16 protein-coding genes are annotated in these 14667 nt (G+C 39.8%); 7 read left to right on the forward strand and 9 right to left on the reverse strand.

Annotated elements, in window-relative coordinates; translation table 11 throughout:
• Positions 1-65: 65 nt before the first annotated feature.
• From M9R32_RS13180 to M9R32_RS13210, 7 genes are all read right to left on the reverse strand, one after another.
• Positions 66-671 (reverse strand): hypothetical protein, encoded by a 606-nt coding sequence (locus M9R32_RS13180; RefSeq protein ID WP_269927207.1) that lies wholly within the window; start codon positions 669-671, stop codon positions 66-68.
• 99 nt (positions 672-770) lie between these two features.
• The gene (locus M9R32_RS13185; RefSeq protein WP_269927208.1) at positions 771-1070 is read right to left on the reverse strand and encodes a hypothetical protein; all 300 of its coding nucleotides are present in this window, start codon (positions 1068-1070) and stop codon (positions 771-773) included.
• 152 nt (positions 1071-1222) lie between these two features.
• Entirely contained in the window at positions 1223-2590 is a 1368-nt protein-coding gene (locus M9R32_RS13190) for a YjiH family protein (protein ID WP_269927209.1), read from the reverse strand.
• Positions 2591-2604: 14 nt separating this feature from the next.
• A complete protein-coding gene (locus M9R32_RS13195; RefSeq protein WP_269927210.1) occupies positions 2605-3918 on the reverse strand; it encodes an aspartate aminotransferase family protein in 1314 nt (437 codons plus the stop codon).
• Positions 3915-5255, reverse strand: coding sequence for a sigma 54-interacting transcriptional regulator (locus M9R32_RS13200; protein WP_269927211.1), 1341 nt, complete (start codon positions 5253-5255; stop codon positions 3915-3917). The genes M9R32_RS13195 and M9R32_RS13200 overlap by 4 nt, the downstream gene beginning before the upstream one ends.
• Positions 5256-5377: 122 nt before the next feature.
• On the reverse strand, positions 5378-6250 hold the full coding sequence (locus M9R32_RS13205) for a phosphotransferase family protein (protein ID WP_269927212.1): 873 nt from the start codon (positions 6248-6250) through the stop codon (positions 5378-5380).
• Positions 6251-6276: 26 nt separating this feature from the next.
• Entirely contained in the window at positions 6277-7260 is a 984-nt protein-coding gene (locus M9R32_RS13210) for an aldo/keto reductase (RefSeq protein WP_269927213.1), read from the reverse strand.
• A 143-nt stretch (positions 7261-7403) separates the two neighbouring features.
• Between M9R32_RS13210 and M9R32_RS13215 the strand changes: the two genes are divergently transcribed.
• Positions 7404-8099: a class I SAM-dependent methyltransferase gene (locus M9R32_RS13215; RefSeq protein ID WP_269927214.1), complete on the forward strand. Its 696-nt coding sequence runs from the start codon at positions 7404-7406 to the stop codon at positions 8097-8099.
• A gap of 102 nt (positions 8100-8201) precedes the next feature.
• On the opposite strand, the gene M9R32_RS13220 is transcribed toward M9R32_RS13215, so the two are convergent.
• Positions 8202-8726: a hypothetical protein gene (locus tag M9R32_RS13220; RefSeq protein ID WP_269927215.1), complete on the reverse strand. Its 525-nt coding sequence runs from the start codon at positions 8724-8726 to the stop codon at positions 8202-8204.
• 202 nt (positions 8727-8928) lie between these two features.
• On the opposite strand from M9R32_RS13220, the gene M9R32_RS13225 reads away from it, so the two are divergent.
• The gene (locus M9R32_RS13225) at positions 8929-9771 is read left to right on the forward strand and encodes a DUF1206 domain-containing protein (protein WP_269927216.1); all 843 of its coding nucleotides are present in this window, start codon (positions 8929-8931) and stop codon (positions 9769-9771) included.
• An 18-nt stretch (positions 9772-9789) separates the two neighbouring features.
• On the opposite strand, the gene M9R32_RS13230 is transcribed toward M9R32_RS13225, so the two are convergent.
• Positions 9790-10245: a methylated-DNA--[protein]-cysteine S-methyltransferase gene (locus M9R32_RS13230; RefSeq protein WP_269927217.1), complete on the reverse strand. Its 456-nt coding sequence runs from the start codon at positions 10243-10245 to the stop codon at positions 9790-9792.
• 121 nt (positions 10246-10366) lie between these two features.
• Between M9R32_RS13230 and M9R32_RS13235 the strand changes: the two genes are divergently transcribed.
• The 5 genes from M9R32_RS13235 to M9R32_RS13255 all read left to right on the forward strand — a co-directional run bounded on the left by M9R32_RS13235 (position 10367) and on the right by M9R32_RS13255 (position 14648).
• Positions 10367-10912: a bifunctional transcriptional activator/DNA repair enzyme AdaA gene (locus M9R32_RS13235; protein WP_269927218.1), complete on the forward strand. Its 546-nt coding sequence runs from the start codon at positions 10367-10369 to the stop codon at positions 10910-10912.
• Between the two features lie 14 nt (positions 10913-10926).
• Positions 10927-11811 (forward strand): DMT family transporter, encoded by an 885-nt coding sequence (locus M9R32_RS13240; RefSeq protein WP_269927219.1) that lies wholly within the window; start codon positions 10927-10929, stop codon positions 11809-11811.
• A 199-nt stretch (positions 11812-12010) separates the two neighbouring features.
• Positions 12011-13501, forward strand: coding sequence for a D-alanyl-D-alanine carboxypeptidase/D-alanyl-D-alanine endopeptidase (dacB, locus tag M9R32_RS13245; RefSeq protein WP_269927220.1), 1491 nt, complete (start codon positions 12011-12013; stop codon positions 13499-13501).
• A 71-nt stretch (positions 13502-13572) separates the two neighbouring features.
• Positions 13573-14388, forward strand: a complete 816-nt coding sequence (locus M9R32_RS13250) for a GNAT family N-acetyltransferase (protein ID WP_269927221.1) — start codon at positions 13573-13575, stop codon at positions 14386-14388.
• Between the two features lie 77 nt (positions 14389-14465).
• Positions 14466-14648 carry a hypothetical protein gene (locus M9R32_RS13255; RefSeq protein ID WP_269927222.1) on the forward strand — a complete coding sequence of 61 codons (183 nt, stop codon included), beginning with the start codon at positions 14466-14468 and terminating at the stop codon, positions 14646-14648.
• Positions 14649-14667 lie beyond the last annotated feature (19 nt).

The following is a 14667-nucleotide window of genomic DNA, read 5'->3' on the forward strand; positions in this document are numbered from 1 at the left end:
CTGACAATTATTAATGCTAAAGAACCTTTAAGAGGAAAAGATCGACCTGACCTCTTAAAGGTTTTTTATTCAACGATTTTAAATGTTTCCAACATGTGGTGCAGTCTTGCGCCATGTCCTTCTGCTGCTTCGAGGAAGTAGAACTGCGTGATGACAAAACTTCCTTCTTTTCCATTACTGATGACATAGGCATTAACGATTTTACTGTCGGCTTTATTTCCGGCTGCACCATGTATTTGATATCCTTTTATCGGATTCGTTATTTCTGCAACTTCTAGTTTGGTGAATTCCTTATGAAGTTGGGCTTCAATTATTTCGACTAAATCTAGTGGTTTTTCATTGGGAAACTGTTCGATTTCCATTGTCACTTCTGGATAATTTTCAGGTGCGGGGTGAAGAGGGGTAATAACATCTGATTTTTCACCGTGAGTCAGCATGTAACGTTCTTCATCTACATACATCACATATTCAGAACGGTGCCCTTCGTTTAACTTCATCTGTATCTCTTCGTCCATTCCTTCAATGCTTTGTTTAACCACTTTCTCAGGTGAAAAGATATCTTTCATTTCTTTTTTAATAGCGATGCCAGTGTCTGTCGGTGAGTTGTACACAAACAAAGATAAGACTGTAATCGTAGTGATGATCAGAATTGAAATATCCCTTTCTTTCAATTTCTGTGCAACTCCTTTAATGGTTTTCTTGGTTAGCGTGAACTAATGAGTAGACAAAAAGAAAGAAAACTAGAATCAGACGACTACAGTCTCATGATTCTAGTTTTTTTGTTGTTTAATTTTGAAATATATGCGGATAAGAGCAAGAAGAACTAACATACCTGAACAAACCCAAACAAAAAGCATGGAGAGTCCGAGACCAATATTAGCGCCAATCGTTGGATGAACTTCTTCATCAAAAAGGGAATAAATGAATGGTGCGCTAATGCCTATAAACAAAGCGATGGCGATTAGCCACCTTTTCGGAGACATCAGAGTGCTGGAAAAGAGTATCGTACCTAGGGTAAGAGGGATTAAAGTTTGCAACAATTGAATCATGATATGAAGGGGATCTGTCATTATGAAATACACTCCTTCCATTTACTCATTTTAAGTCTGCCAGGGCATGTAGTAATTTATGAAACTCATAACAAATTTAGAAGTAGGTTTTAAATCTATTTAATATAAAACAAAAAAGGAGATGCTATAGAAGCATCTCCTTGGGAAACTAATTAAAAGACAAATAAATGAGCAAAAATCACGATAACCGGTAAAGTAATGATTGTACGTAATACAAAAATTAAGACAAGTTCCAGGAAGTTAACTGGGATATTAGAGCGTAAAATTAAGATGCCGATTTCAGACATGTAGATTAATTGAGTTAAAGATACGCCAGCTAGAACAAATTTTGTTAATTCACTTTCGATGCCGCTACCTAAAACTGCCGGCAAGAACATATCAGCAAATCCAACCAAAATAGTTGGGGCAGCTTCAGCAGCTTCTGGCAAGCCCATTAATGTGAGCACAGGAATTAATGGGTATGAAATGATTTTGAAAATAGGTGTATATTCGGCAATAACAAGTGCTAAGGTTCCAAGTGCCATAACAAGAGGAATTAATCCCAACCATATGTCGAGAACGGTTTCTGCCCCTGTTTTAGCAAGTTGTTTTGCACTGCCAGCTTCACTAGCTTTTCGACGAGCTTCTTTAAAGCCCCACTTTACTAAAGACACACCTTCAGGAATATTGTCATCAATCTGTTTACCGACTGGCTCGTAGTATGTATCAGGTTTACGAGACAATGGCGGGATGCGGGGCATGATAATTGCTGCCACAACGCAAGCCAGTGATACGGCGATATAGAAAGGTAAGAAGAGGTGGCCGATTCCAACCACGTTCGCCACTACGAGACTGAAAGCAACAGAAGCGATCGAGAATGTTGTCGCAATTACTGCAGCTTCACGTTTAGTGTAGTACCCTTCATCATATTGTTTCATTGTTACCAAAACACCAACTGGTGCAGCACCCATCCAAGAAGCCATACAGTCAATCGATGAACGGCCAGGTAATGTAAATACAGGACGCATAATCTTATTGACCAAAGCACCCACAAACTCCATCAAACCGAACTCTACTAACAAAGGTAATAGAATACCAGCGAACAAAAACCAAGTTAATAAAACGGGTGCCAAATCGTATAACACGACGCCACCTGTATTACGAGAAGAGATTGCTTCAGGGCCAATTTCAAAGTAAGCCATAATCCCGACAGCAAATCCAAAAATACGGACAATCAGACCAAATGGACCCGTAATGAAAATCGAGCGCATAAATGGTGAATTTTGAACAAAAGCAGGTTTTAAAGCAGTTGCGGTTATAGTAGCGACTGCTGAAAATCCGAGTAATAGTAAAATAAATGCAGGAAGCCATTCACCGAATGCAGTTTGTAAATATGAAGCTAATATACCTACACCAATCGTTACTTGACCATCATACTTAACAGGAACTAAAAATAATAAAGCTCCAATAAGCGATGGAATGATGAACTTCCATGTTGCTGACGATGAAATCGTTGTTTCCCCTTTGTAAATCGTTGTCACGTGATTTCCCCCTTTTAGTTTGTGTAAGCAGTTAATGCTTGATCTAAAACTTCAATCCCTGTGTCGATTTGTTCTTTTGATACGGTTAATGGGGGAATCATCCGAATGACTTCTCCCGAATTTCCGCACAGATAAAATAGAACACCCCTTTCTAAACATCCATCCAATACGTTCATGACAGCTTTGCCATTTGGTTTCCCGGTTTCAGGAACCTGAAGTTCAATGCCAATCATTAAACCGACACCGCGCACATTTTTTATGACATCATGTTTCATTTTTAACTTTTCGAGTTGCTCAAGAGCATATGCGCCCATCGTTGCAGCATTTTCAAGTAACCTTTCTTCTTTCAATACCTCTAGTGATGCAAGTGCGGCAGAGCAAGCGATAGGATTTCCACCAAACGTTGTACCGTGTGTGCCGAGTGGCCATTTTGCCATTAATTCTTTGGATGCAACAGTAGCACTCAGAGGAAGACCTGCAGCAATTCCTTTTGCGATTGCCATAATATCTGGCGTGACTCCGAATGTTTGTGCAGCAAACCAATTGCCAGTTCGACCAAAGCCTGTTTGAACTTCATCAAAAATTAGTAAAATACCATGACGGTTACAAATCTCGCGAATTTTTGCCAGCCATTCCGGCGGGGGAATAATATAACCCCCTTCACCTAGAACAGGTTCCAAGATTATGCATGCCACTTCCTCAGGTGTTACTTGATGATTGAATAATTTTTCAACATCCCGTTCCAGTTTTTCAGGGAAATAAATTTCTGGAACTGCACCTTCAGGTAATTCATCTGGATGTGCATAAGGCAACTGATAAGTTAACCAAGAGGGTTGTAAAAACTTACGATATTTACTTTTGGAAGTTGTCACACTTAACGCCCCAATTGACCGTCCGTGGAAACATCCGGTAAACGACACGACATATGGGCGTTGGGTCGCGTATTTTGCTAATTTAATAGCGCCTTCAATCGCTTCAGTGCCGCTATTTGCGAAAAAGAAGTTATCCAATTTAGGTGGCAAGATTTGTTGCAACTCGTAGGCCAGTTTCAAAATAGATTCATAGATGATGACGCCAGAAGGGCCATGAATCAATGTGTCTGCACTGTCTTTAATGGCTTGAACAACTTTCGGATGACGATGTCCTACATTTTCGACAGCAATTCCGGATGTGAAATCCAGATATTTTTTCCCGTCCACTCCGTAGTAATAACAGCCTTCTGCCTTAACGACAGGTAAATTTGGGTGGTCTTTCGCCATGCTTGGTGCAAGCAAGTTTGCGATTGATCCGACTAGATGTTGCCAATCTTGTTGTTGAGCAGTTGTCATTCGATGTCATCTCCTAGAGGTGAATTCACATATTTTTTTAACTTCCGAACAACGGAAGGTTGGCTGATTCCAAGTACTTGTGCCATTTCCGTTGTTGTTTTATAGCGTCTTTGTGCATTTAATAAAACCTTCTTTTCGACAAATTCCAAGATATGAGGGAGGGTTTGTCCCTCAATTTCAATACCGATTTGTTCGTCTTCAGTCGGCTGGTATTGAATAGGTAAATCTTGCAGTGTAATGATGTCTGTCTCACATTCAATGAAGCTGCGTTCCAGTACATTTTGCAGTTCCCGGAAATTGCCGGTCCATTCGAGTTGAAGGAGATGTAAATGAAGATCTACTGCCAGTTTCTTTTCTTCTTTATATTTAGCGATTAAACTCATTAATGTCCGAGATACGGCTTGTTCTAAATCTTCCGGTCTCTCTCTCAAAGGTTTTAATTGAATAGATGCGAGATGTAAAAAGTAGAAAAAATCTTCACGGAAAGAACCTGATTTAACGAGTTCCTCAAGCGAGGTTTCGCTTATAGCGATAATTCTGATTGAGTCGTTTTTTTGTAGATACTTTAAAAGCATGCACTGGGAAGCAAGTGAAATTTGGTCAATTTCATTCAATACAAGCGTACCTTCTGAAGCTAGTGAGAAATAGCCAGGTGGCTTTCCTTCACCTTGACCAGTGAAAGCGATTTCAAATACAGCGTCAGGAATTGTGCTGCAATTTACTTCAATAAAAGGCCCTTCACTGCGACTGCTTTGACTGTGAATAAATTTCGCCAATGTAGATTTGCCAACCCCGCGTTCGCCTTGAATGACAATCGGCGCATCAATACGAGCCATTTTGAGGGCAGTTTTCACAGCGCGAGCAGAAGATTGACTTTCCATAATGGAGCCGTCGATCTGAATATGCTGGTTTCTTAAATGAGCAAGTTCTTCTTTGACCTTGGACATTTCAGTCTCTAAATCTTGTAAATACTCTTTCATGACAATCAGCTCTGACAGTTCGTATGAATAACTAATGACGAACTCGACTTCACGTTCTTCATTGAAAAGGGGAATGCCGGTAATCAATACTTTTCGACCTGATGGCGTCGTTTGGACCGTCACAATTTTCTTCTTTTTTTCCACAACTTCCGGAGTAATCGCGGGTGAAAAAATCCCTTGTGCCTCCAAATCGAAAACGGACTTTCCTAAAAGGTCACTAGGCGTAAGACCATAGTGTTCTCCACTAATTTGGGTAACTTTAATGATTTTCCCTTCCCGAGTCGTGATGATAATATCTTCATCGTGCGTATCCATTATTTCTTCATCGGTATTGGGAAGTAATAACATTGTATTCATGAAGTGCTCCTTTATTCATTCTTGTATAAGACTATACAATATTGAATAATCTAATTACAAGTACAATTTTAATTATTCTAACAATTTATTTCTATTAATTATGGACAACAAAAAAACGACTTCTACAAGGCGTCTAGTTTAGCAGTCAAGTTATGTATATATTCGTCGGCACGTTGCTGCATCATCTGTCGGTTTAGGATGGAGTATCCAGAATCGGTCCAACCATCATAGACATCTAAATCCTCATCCACAAAATCAAGGAAACCAAGAATGTCCCAATAAGGTGTATACGTTTCATTTGATAGCTGTAGATAAGCATCTAAAAATTGATCGGCTAATTCCAGCCCGTACAGCATTACTAAATTCATTCTACAGTGAGCCACGTCTACTAAAGCGGGACCTTTGCAGGCATTAACCCAATCAACCACGCCACTCAATTGATTTCCTTCCCATAAAATATTGGTCGGATGGTAATCACGGTGAATAAAAACAGGATGGAACTCAGGCATAGTGGTCTGGACAAAGTTTATGGCCATTGACCAAGCTTGATGTTGAGTGGTCCATGATGGGATTGATACGTTTGTGAGATCTACATAGGAAGAATAGGTCCACTTAAATGGTTCCATTATTGGCGTTTGATGTATAGCGTGCAGTGTAGTTGCCAGCTGATTTATAGCATCGGGAGAATGAATAATCTCCAAGTCTACTTTGCCTGGTATTTCACTCATCAAGAGGGCTTCAACTTTTGGTGTTCCGGCAGCTAGGAAGTGCGGCGTAGGTACTGGCATAGACTTCATGATTAATAAACTTTGTTTTTCATGCTCGATTAAATCTGGTTCTTCATTTAGCCAATTTGAATTCGTAATATGCCTCAATACTACTGATTCACCCGATGAAAGCTCGAATTTCATCATTTCAGAAGATATGCCACCTTTTAAGGAGGCACACTTTCTGATTCTTTTTCCAGTAGCATTTTCAACAAATTTTTCTAACATCATGTCACTCCTCGAAAGGAAATTTATTATGTTTGAAGAATTTTCCAGGAAGCTCGTGAAATTTCTTCGAGTTCACCGGCATCCAGTTTAAACGTCATGGCACCAACATTATCTTGCGCGTGGTGAACTTTAGTAGCACCTGGAATCGCAAATACGGTTTCGCCATGATAATGAATGGTCCAGTTCAAAGCGACTTGGCTGGCACTGACATTGTATTTTTCACCAATAGCATCCAGTAAAGCAATGAGTGGTTTAGATTCCGCCAACCCTGCTTCCTTAAATTTACGCTGGAACCTGCGGGGTCCTTTTGCATCGTGAATCAATGCTGGATTGTCATGGAATTTACCAGACAGTAACCCCTGTTCAAGTGGCGAATAAGCGATGATGGATATGCCTAATTCCTTTGCGCTTTCCAAAACGCCATTTTCCTCCATACGTCGATCGAGTAAGCTGTATTTCACTTGATTGGATGCAAGACTTAGCCCGTTTTCAGTTAGAATGCGATGTGAATTGACCATCGCGGAGGCATTAAAATTACTGACACCGATATGGTTGATATGACCGGCTTTTACTAGTTCGATCGTCGCCTTCATTTGCTTTTCAACTGATGAAAGTGAATAAGGTTGATGAATTTGATACAAGTCGATTGGGCGATGTCGTAGTGCTTCCTTCCGTTCGTCAATAGTCTTCGATATGGAACCTGCTGTTCGTAGCATAGGCCACCATTTGGTTGCGATGCGTGCTTCTTCAGGAGTGACACCTATATTTTCAAGCGCTTTCGCTAATATTCTTTCGGATTCCCCGTTGCCATATACTTCTGCGGTATCAAACCAATTGATTCCGCCTTTTAATGAAGTTTTAATGATATCTTCGGTTAGTTGGTCATCCAGAGCTCCCCAAAATTTACCCACGACACCTGAACCTTTACTGAATTGCCAAGTCCCCAGTCCCAGGGGGGAAAGTTGCAAATCGGTGTGACCGAGAGAACGTTTCATCTTCATATTTTCCATCTATATCAGCCTCCAATGGGCATGTGTTTTGTCAAAGTGTACCATTTTTTCTCTTAAAATAGCGAATATGTGGCGGTTTGAAAGTTTCAAAAAACTGACTCATAATAGAAAGTAATAAGTGCAATTTCTAAGGGGGCAACACAGTGAAAGACGATTTGGAATTTGATATGGAGATGGCAAGAGAATACGATAAAGGCATTCGCAGGGCTCTGCCTACCTATGATGCTTTGTTTAGGATGGTACAGTCATTTTTGCGCGCCAATGTGGAAGACTCCGCAAATGTGTTGGTAATTGGAGCGGGTGGAGGAAATGAAATTGTCACTTTTGGAACAGCGAATCCAACTTGGACGTTCAGTGGTGTTGACCCATCGGAAGCCATGCTGGAAGTTGCTCTGCAAAAAGCTAAAAATGAAGGTATCGAAGAACGTGTCTCCATCCATATAGGAACAATTGAAGAAATAGAGTTTAATGAAACTTTTGATGCTGCGACTTGCTTGCTTGTGCTCCATTTCGTTGAAACCATCGAAGAAAAGTTGAGCTTATTGAAAACAGTAAGAGAAAGATTGAAACCTGGTTCTCCCTTTGTTCTCGTGTCAATGTTTGGTGATCAATCACATCCGGAATTTGATGAAAGAATGAATTTATGGAAATCAATCTGGCTGGATTTAACGGATTTAACGCAAGAAGATGTAGAGGCGATGGAAGAGTCGGTTCGTGAATTATCATTCATTCCGGCCAGTCAAATAGAAGAACTTCTACAGCAAGCTGGATTTGAACGCGTAACCCAATTCTTTTCCACCACTTTATTTGGTGGCTGGATTGCTCATTCTAAAAAGTAAAAGACAGGGTCTAGACCCTGTCTTTATTCATGTGGATTAACTCAACTTATTGCAAGACGACAATACCGAAAGCCACCACTTTGTAGCTTTTCCAAAATAGAATCATTCATGAAGTGCTTCAAAATAGAAGTTGGCTTTTTCTTTCAGTTTTAAAGGATCTAATTCATTAAAGTTAATATTCTTCAAGTTCTTTCTTTCAAACTCCATATTGAAAATGGTCATGTTGTCCATTGGTTTACCCTCTAGATTTTTCATCTGATTTCCGTCTTCATCTAAGACCGGAACCGCAACGATAAAATCAACTTCTGTTACTTCGGATTGTCTTTTGATATCTTGTAATACACTGGCACAACTTGCGAGAATTTCAGCTTTAAAATCTGCATACGACTCATCTTCAAAGATATAGGTTAAAGCTATGACTTCCATTTTGCCAGTAGTCTCATCGAACTCCAGGAGCTCGACTGCATCTTCTGTAAATTCATGACGGTGACCGAAATTTTCCATAATGGAATTCGAAATGCTTTGATCCAGTTCACTTAGAGGCTGTGTTGGTTCTTCAGAATTTACCTCATCAGAACAACCTGAAATTAATAATGTTAAGACACATAATGCAATTATTTTTTTCAAATGGACGGTCTCCTTTAAATCGATTCCAGAAAAGTATAATTGATTGCACAATATATTAGTATATATTTCTAAAATTTAGAAAGTTATCCTTTACAACCAGAAATTATTTCTGATTTTATTTGAAACGCCTCTGCTAGCAGGTTTCCAATTTCACTCGAAGGGGAACTTATGAAGTAACAGTAAAAGTAGAGGACGTGGCCAGATGAACACATCAACCGCACATGCAAAAGAAAAAATGAGGGAAGCGAAACCTTGGATTCGTCGGTTCGGTCGATTCGGTTATATGGCGAAAGGTGTTGTGTATGGGATGATTGGAATCCTGGCAGCACTTGCAGCTTTCGGACCAGGTGGAGATACAACTGGCACAGCAGGAGCACTACAATCCATTGCGGAAATGCCATTCGGCGAAATTTTATTATGGATTATAGGTATTGGTTTGATTGGTTACATCGTGTGGGATTTCATAAAGGCCTTTAAAGACCCTGAAAATGAGGGTACGGATGCAAAAGGGTTAATTAAGCGAACTGGTTATTTTATAAGTGGTGTAATTTATAGTAACTTGGCTTTTGGTGCAATCAAACTGGCAAGTCACACCGGCACAGCTGGAGGCGGTGGCGAAAAGACGATTTCTGCCAAATTGATGGAGCAACCGTTTGGTGTTTGGTTAGTTGGTTTAGTGGGAGCCATCATCATCGGATATGGACTATATGAGCTTTTCAGTGGAGTGAAAGAAAAGTTTATGGAGAAATTCAAGACGTATGAAATGAACGAGAAAGAAACGAAGTTGGCACGTATTTCTGGGAAAATTGGATTAATTGCACGCGGAGTGGTGTTAACAATGGTTGGTTTCTTCTTTATTCGCACTGCCTTTACGCATGATCCTAACCATTCGAAAGGTCTCGGAGGCGCTTTATCCGAACTTGCCAGTCAACCATTTGGCCAGTTTATCCTTGGGGTGGTAGCTGTAGGTCTGATTTTGTATGGTATTTACCAAATCATTCGAGGACGCTATCAACATATGAATTTCGGATATCGTGGGAAATAACTGAACATAAAGAACCGTTCACTTTTGTGAATGGTTCTTTTCATGTTCTAGTAACCATTCTTTTCGCCACGAGCCCCAAGCGAATCCAGACAGTGCTCCATTTTTACCGACCACACGATGACAGGGAACAATGAGTGCTAATTTATTTTTACCGATAGCCGTTCCGACTGCCCTCACAGCTTTTTGTTTTTGAATACGTTGAGCAATTTCAGAGTAACTTAATCGATTACCGTAGGGGATGTGGATGAGCTCGTTCCAAACTCCACTTTGAAAAGCGGTTCCGTTCATTGGAGGAATAGAAAATTGTTTTAAATCACCTTTAAAATAAGCATCGATTTCATGAAGGAAATGATGGATGATTTCATTCTCATGGCTCTGTTGTTTTTCATCAACAAATAAGACAGAGACAAGTTCGGTGTCTGTCGCGGTTACTTCAATGAGACCAATCGGTGATTCCGTATAACCTCTGTACATATGAACACCTCCTACAACTAATTATAATGAACATTCAAGCTCTTTGCTTTTCTATTGTTGGCATTCAATTTTCAAGCTGAAGGAATGTGTTACTATTAGGAAAAAAAGGGTGGGAATGCGGATGAAAGAAGTAGAATGGTTAGCTCTATCAAAAAATGATCGTCGTTTTGATGGTCAGTTCTTTTACGGGGTTTCAACTACGCTCATTTTTTGTCGGCCATCCTGTCCATCCAAAGTTCCGCTTCGTCAACATGTCTCTATTTTTTTATCGCAACGTGCTGCCATCGATGCAGGGTATCGTCCATGCAAAAGATGCCGTCCAGAAGTTCTGTCATTTGTTCATTCGCGTTCACAAATCGTCAATGAAGCGATTGAAATTATCAAAACAAAATTAGATGAACCCCTTACACTGAAAAAACTAGCCGAGCGATTATTTGTTTCTCCGACTTATTTACAGAAAGTATTTACGAAAGAAATGAAGATATCACCTGCACGTTTTATATTGGAATCAAGAATGGATCAGGCAAAACATCTTCTCCGCACAACGGATTTGCTTATCTGCGACATTGCTCAAACTGTCGGTTACGTTAATGCCGCGCATTTTTCAACAGTGTTTCACCGACATACGGGGGAATCCCCTACATACTATCGAACGAAAGTTCAGTAAAGGAAGTAGTACATATGCGCGTATACATAGCACTAATAACCCTAAGTTTGATTTGGGGGTTATCTTTCGTATTCATTTCAATTCTTAGTGAGCCGGCGGGTGTATGGGGGACCGTTTTTATCCGTTGTATTGCGGGTGCTTTGTTATTACTCCCGATGCTTTGGTTGAAGCGAAAAGAAATAATCAAACCGATTCCTTGGAAAGCATTAGTGGTGGTTGGCATTGTAAATGCCGGTTTGCCGTGGGGATTGATTGCATTGAGTCAAACTCAAATCAACAGCAGTCTGGCTGCAGTTCTTAATGCTTTTACGCCGATATTTACAGGTTTAATTGGCTTATTGTTTTTTGGTACGATTTTACTTAAACAACAGTGGATTGGCATTGCACTTGGGTTTGTGGGAATTCTGATTATCATGGATTTCGATCTTTCACTTTTATTCGGTGAAAGTTTTGTGGGAATAGGAACGATGATTTTGGCAACTATGTGCTACGGCTTTTCGTCGCATTATGTTCGTAAACATTTGAGAGAGGCTGGAATCATTTTTATTACAACCTGTACACTGATTATAGGCGCAGTGGTAGGCGGTATAATGATGTTACTAACGAATCCTAATCAATTACATACACTTACACAAAACTTAAACGGGGAAGTTGTATTTGCCATTATTGGGCTTGGATTCTTTGGTTCAGGAATTGCCCATTTATTATTCTTTTACATAATGAAAGAACGAAGCGCGGAATTCGCGACATCCGTAACATATTTAATCCCGATATCAGCCATCTTTTGGGGCTATTTCTTATTGAAAGAGCCTATTACCTTACACATGATCATCGGATTACTCATCATATTATGTGGAGTATATTTAACAACTCGTCCAAAACTCACTTTACTGAAGTGAGTTTTTTTGTGCGACGAAAGGTGTAAGGCTTACTCTTTCGATTACATATCTGTCAGTTAACGTACATATATAGAAATAGACATTCGACAAAGCGCCTATGAGAATAGAATGCTTTTTATAAATTAGTTAAAAATGCCATAATATTCAAATAATTTTATGATATGCTCGTCTAAAATATCTTGTAAGGGGGAACATCATCTTGAAATTGAAAAAATATCTACTCTTTTTGTTGATTGCGGTGCTGGCGATTTATCCATTTACCGATGGCACGAAACCACAAACCGCTATTGCAACAGATGAATATGCCCAATTGGGAATCAGCATCAATAAAATTCTTCAGGATGAACGTCTCGATGGAGCAACGACGGGCGTGAGTATCCGAAAAGCCACCTCAGGAGAACTTATTTATGACCACTTCGGTGAAACGAGATTGCATCCTGCTTCGAATATGAAACTCCTAACTGGAGCGGCTGCTCTTGAAACACTCGGTGAAAATTACCGTTTCTCTACAGAAGTTTTGACCGATGGCACTGTAAAAGATGGCATATTACTTGGAGATTTGTATTTGAAAGGCAAAGGAGATCCAACGTTGTTAAAGGAGGACTTCGATGTATTTGCGCAAAATCTTGCAGCACAGGGTATTAAAAAGATAAATGGGAACTTGCTTGGGGACGATACGTGGTATGACAATATTCGTTTATCACAGGATATTACGTGGACGGACGAATCTTATTATTATGCTGCACAAGTGTCGGCACTCACGGCATCCCCAAATGCGGATTATGATGCCGGGACAGTAATCGTAGAAGCACGTCCAAATTCAATTGCCGGGGAGCCGGCTACAATTAAAGTGTCGCCTGCCACTGATGTGGTCAACATTATCAATCGTTCTAAAACGGTTGGTGCCGACCAAACGAAAAAGCTCACAATTGAAAGACAACATGGATCGAACAATGTCATTATCGAAGGCACAGTCCCAGTGGGCGGTACAGTCACTCGTGAGTGGATTGCGATTTGGGAGCCTTCTTACTATGCATTGGACTTATTCAAAAAATCATTAGAGGAAAAAGGAATTCAATTTGTAGGTAAGTCAAAAATCACGTTGGCGAAGGCACCAAGCGATGCTCAACTTCTAGCGTTTAAATACTCCATGACTCTGAAAGAACTTTTCATTCCTTTCATGAAACTCAGCAACAACGGACACGCCGAAGTATTGGCAAAGGAAATGGGAAAAGTGGTACACGGGGAGGGCAGTTGGGAGAAAGGGATTCAAGTGATAGAAGAGAATTCAGCACAACTCGGCCTGGACATGAAAAACATAATGATTCGGGATGCTTCGGGTATGTCTCATGTCAATTTGATTCCTTCAAATGAATTAACAAATCTTCTTGTGGCTGTTCAAACGGAGCCATGGTATCAAACGTTCTTATCATCCTTACCAGTAGCCGGGGCGAGTGATCGTTTTGTCGGTGGAACTTTACGTAATCGCATGAAAGTAGCACCTACAGTTGGAAATGTAAAAGCGAAAACCGGAACTTTAACGGCCGTTTCGGCTTTATCGGGCTATGCCACAACGAAAGACGGAGAGTTACTCACATTCTCCATTATGATTAATAATGATTTAGCGGCTGTTACACCAATTGAAGATCAAATTGCTACAGCCATAGCAAATTATAAAAAACCTGAATAATCAGTAGCTTCCCACTGGAAATTGTGGGAAGCTATTTTTAGGTGAAATAATCAGAATAGAAGGAGAAATATATGCTTACAAAAGAACAATTACAAGACATCGAAAAGCTACAAAAAGAATGTGAAGCACATGACGGCATCCAACTGAAACTGAACTGGGAAATGCTCAGAACACGTGAATCAGACGAATTGGATTTTCTTGACTATGAAAATGATGAACTCGTTGCATTTTTAGGGATTTACGCATTTGGTTCGACTGCGGAAGTTTGCGGGATGGTCAAACCAAGTGAACGTCGAAAAGGTCATTTTAATCGTTTGTTTTTAGAAGCCATGGAAATTGCGCGAAATAACTATAAGAAGATTTTGTTGAATGCACCTGCTGGGTCTGAAGAAGCAAAAGCTTTTTTGAATAAACATGGTGCTATACACGCATTCTCAGAACATCAAATGGAGTGGAAGGAAAGAGCACTTAATGAAGTAGAAGATGTTACTTTGAGAGAAGCAACGATTGAGGATCTTGACATGAGAATTCGTTTAGACATTGAAGCGTTTAGTATACCTGCAGAAGACGCTAAAGCAATGGAAAGCAGAATTGATAGTGATGAAGATACTGATATGTTGATGATCGAAGTAAACAATCAAACAATCGGGAAAATCCGCGTGAAACGTGAAGACGGCCAAGCATGGATTTATGGCTTTTCCATTCTACCTGAATTCCAAGGCAAAGGTACTGGCCGAAAAGTGCTGCAAAATGTCGTCAAAAAACAAAGCATGCTCGGACACTCCGTGCATCTTGAAGTGGAAACAAAAAATGCACATGCCTTAAAACTGTATGAATCTGTCGGTTTTGAAGTAGTGCACGCGCAAGATTACTATCTTTATCATTGATTTCCGTTCAATGTAATTTCATGTTTCGAAGCTTACGTACTGTCTTAAAAGATTCTTTTTGGTATGAGGTGATAATAATGGATAGATTACTATTTATTTTTGGCATACTTGTTTTTTTCTTAAGTTTCATATTTTTTGTAATGAATTTTCTAGGGGAATATGATGGTACAGCTATGATTATCTCTATATTTGCAATGCTTAATGCAAGTATAGCAATAGGTGTTTCAGAATTATTAAGCAGAACTAAAAACATAAAATAATTTATCTTGAAAACTGCCT

This window comes from Paenisporosarcina quisquiliarum, assembly GCF_027563315.1.
Classification (GTDB): Bacteria; Bacillota; Bacilli; order Bacillales_A; family Planococcaceae; genus Paenisporosarcina; species Paenisporosarcina quisquiliarum.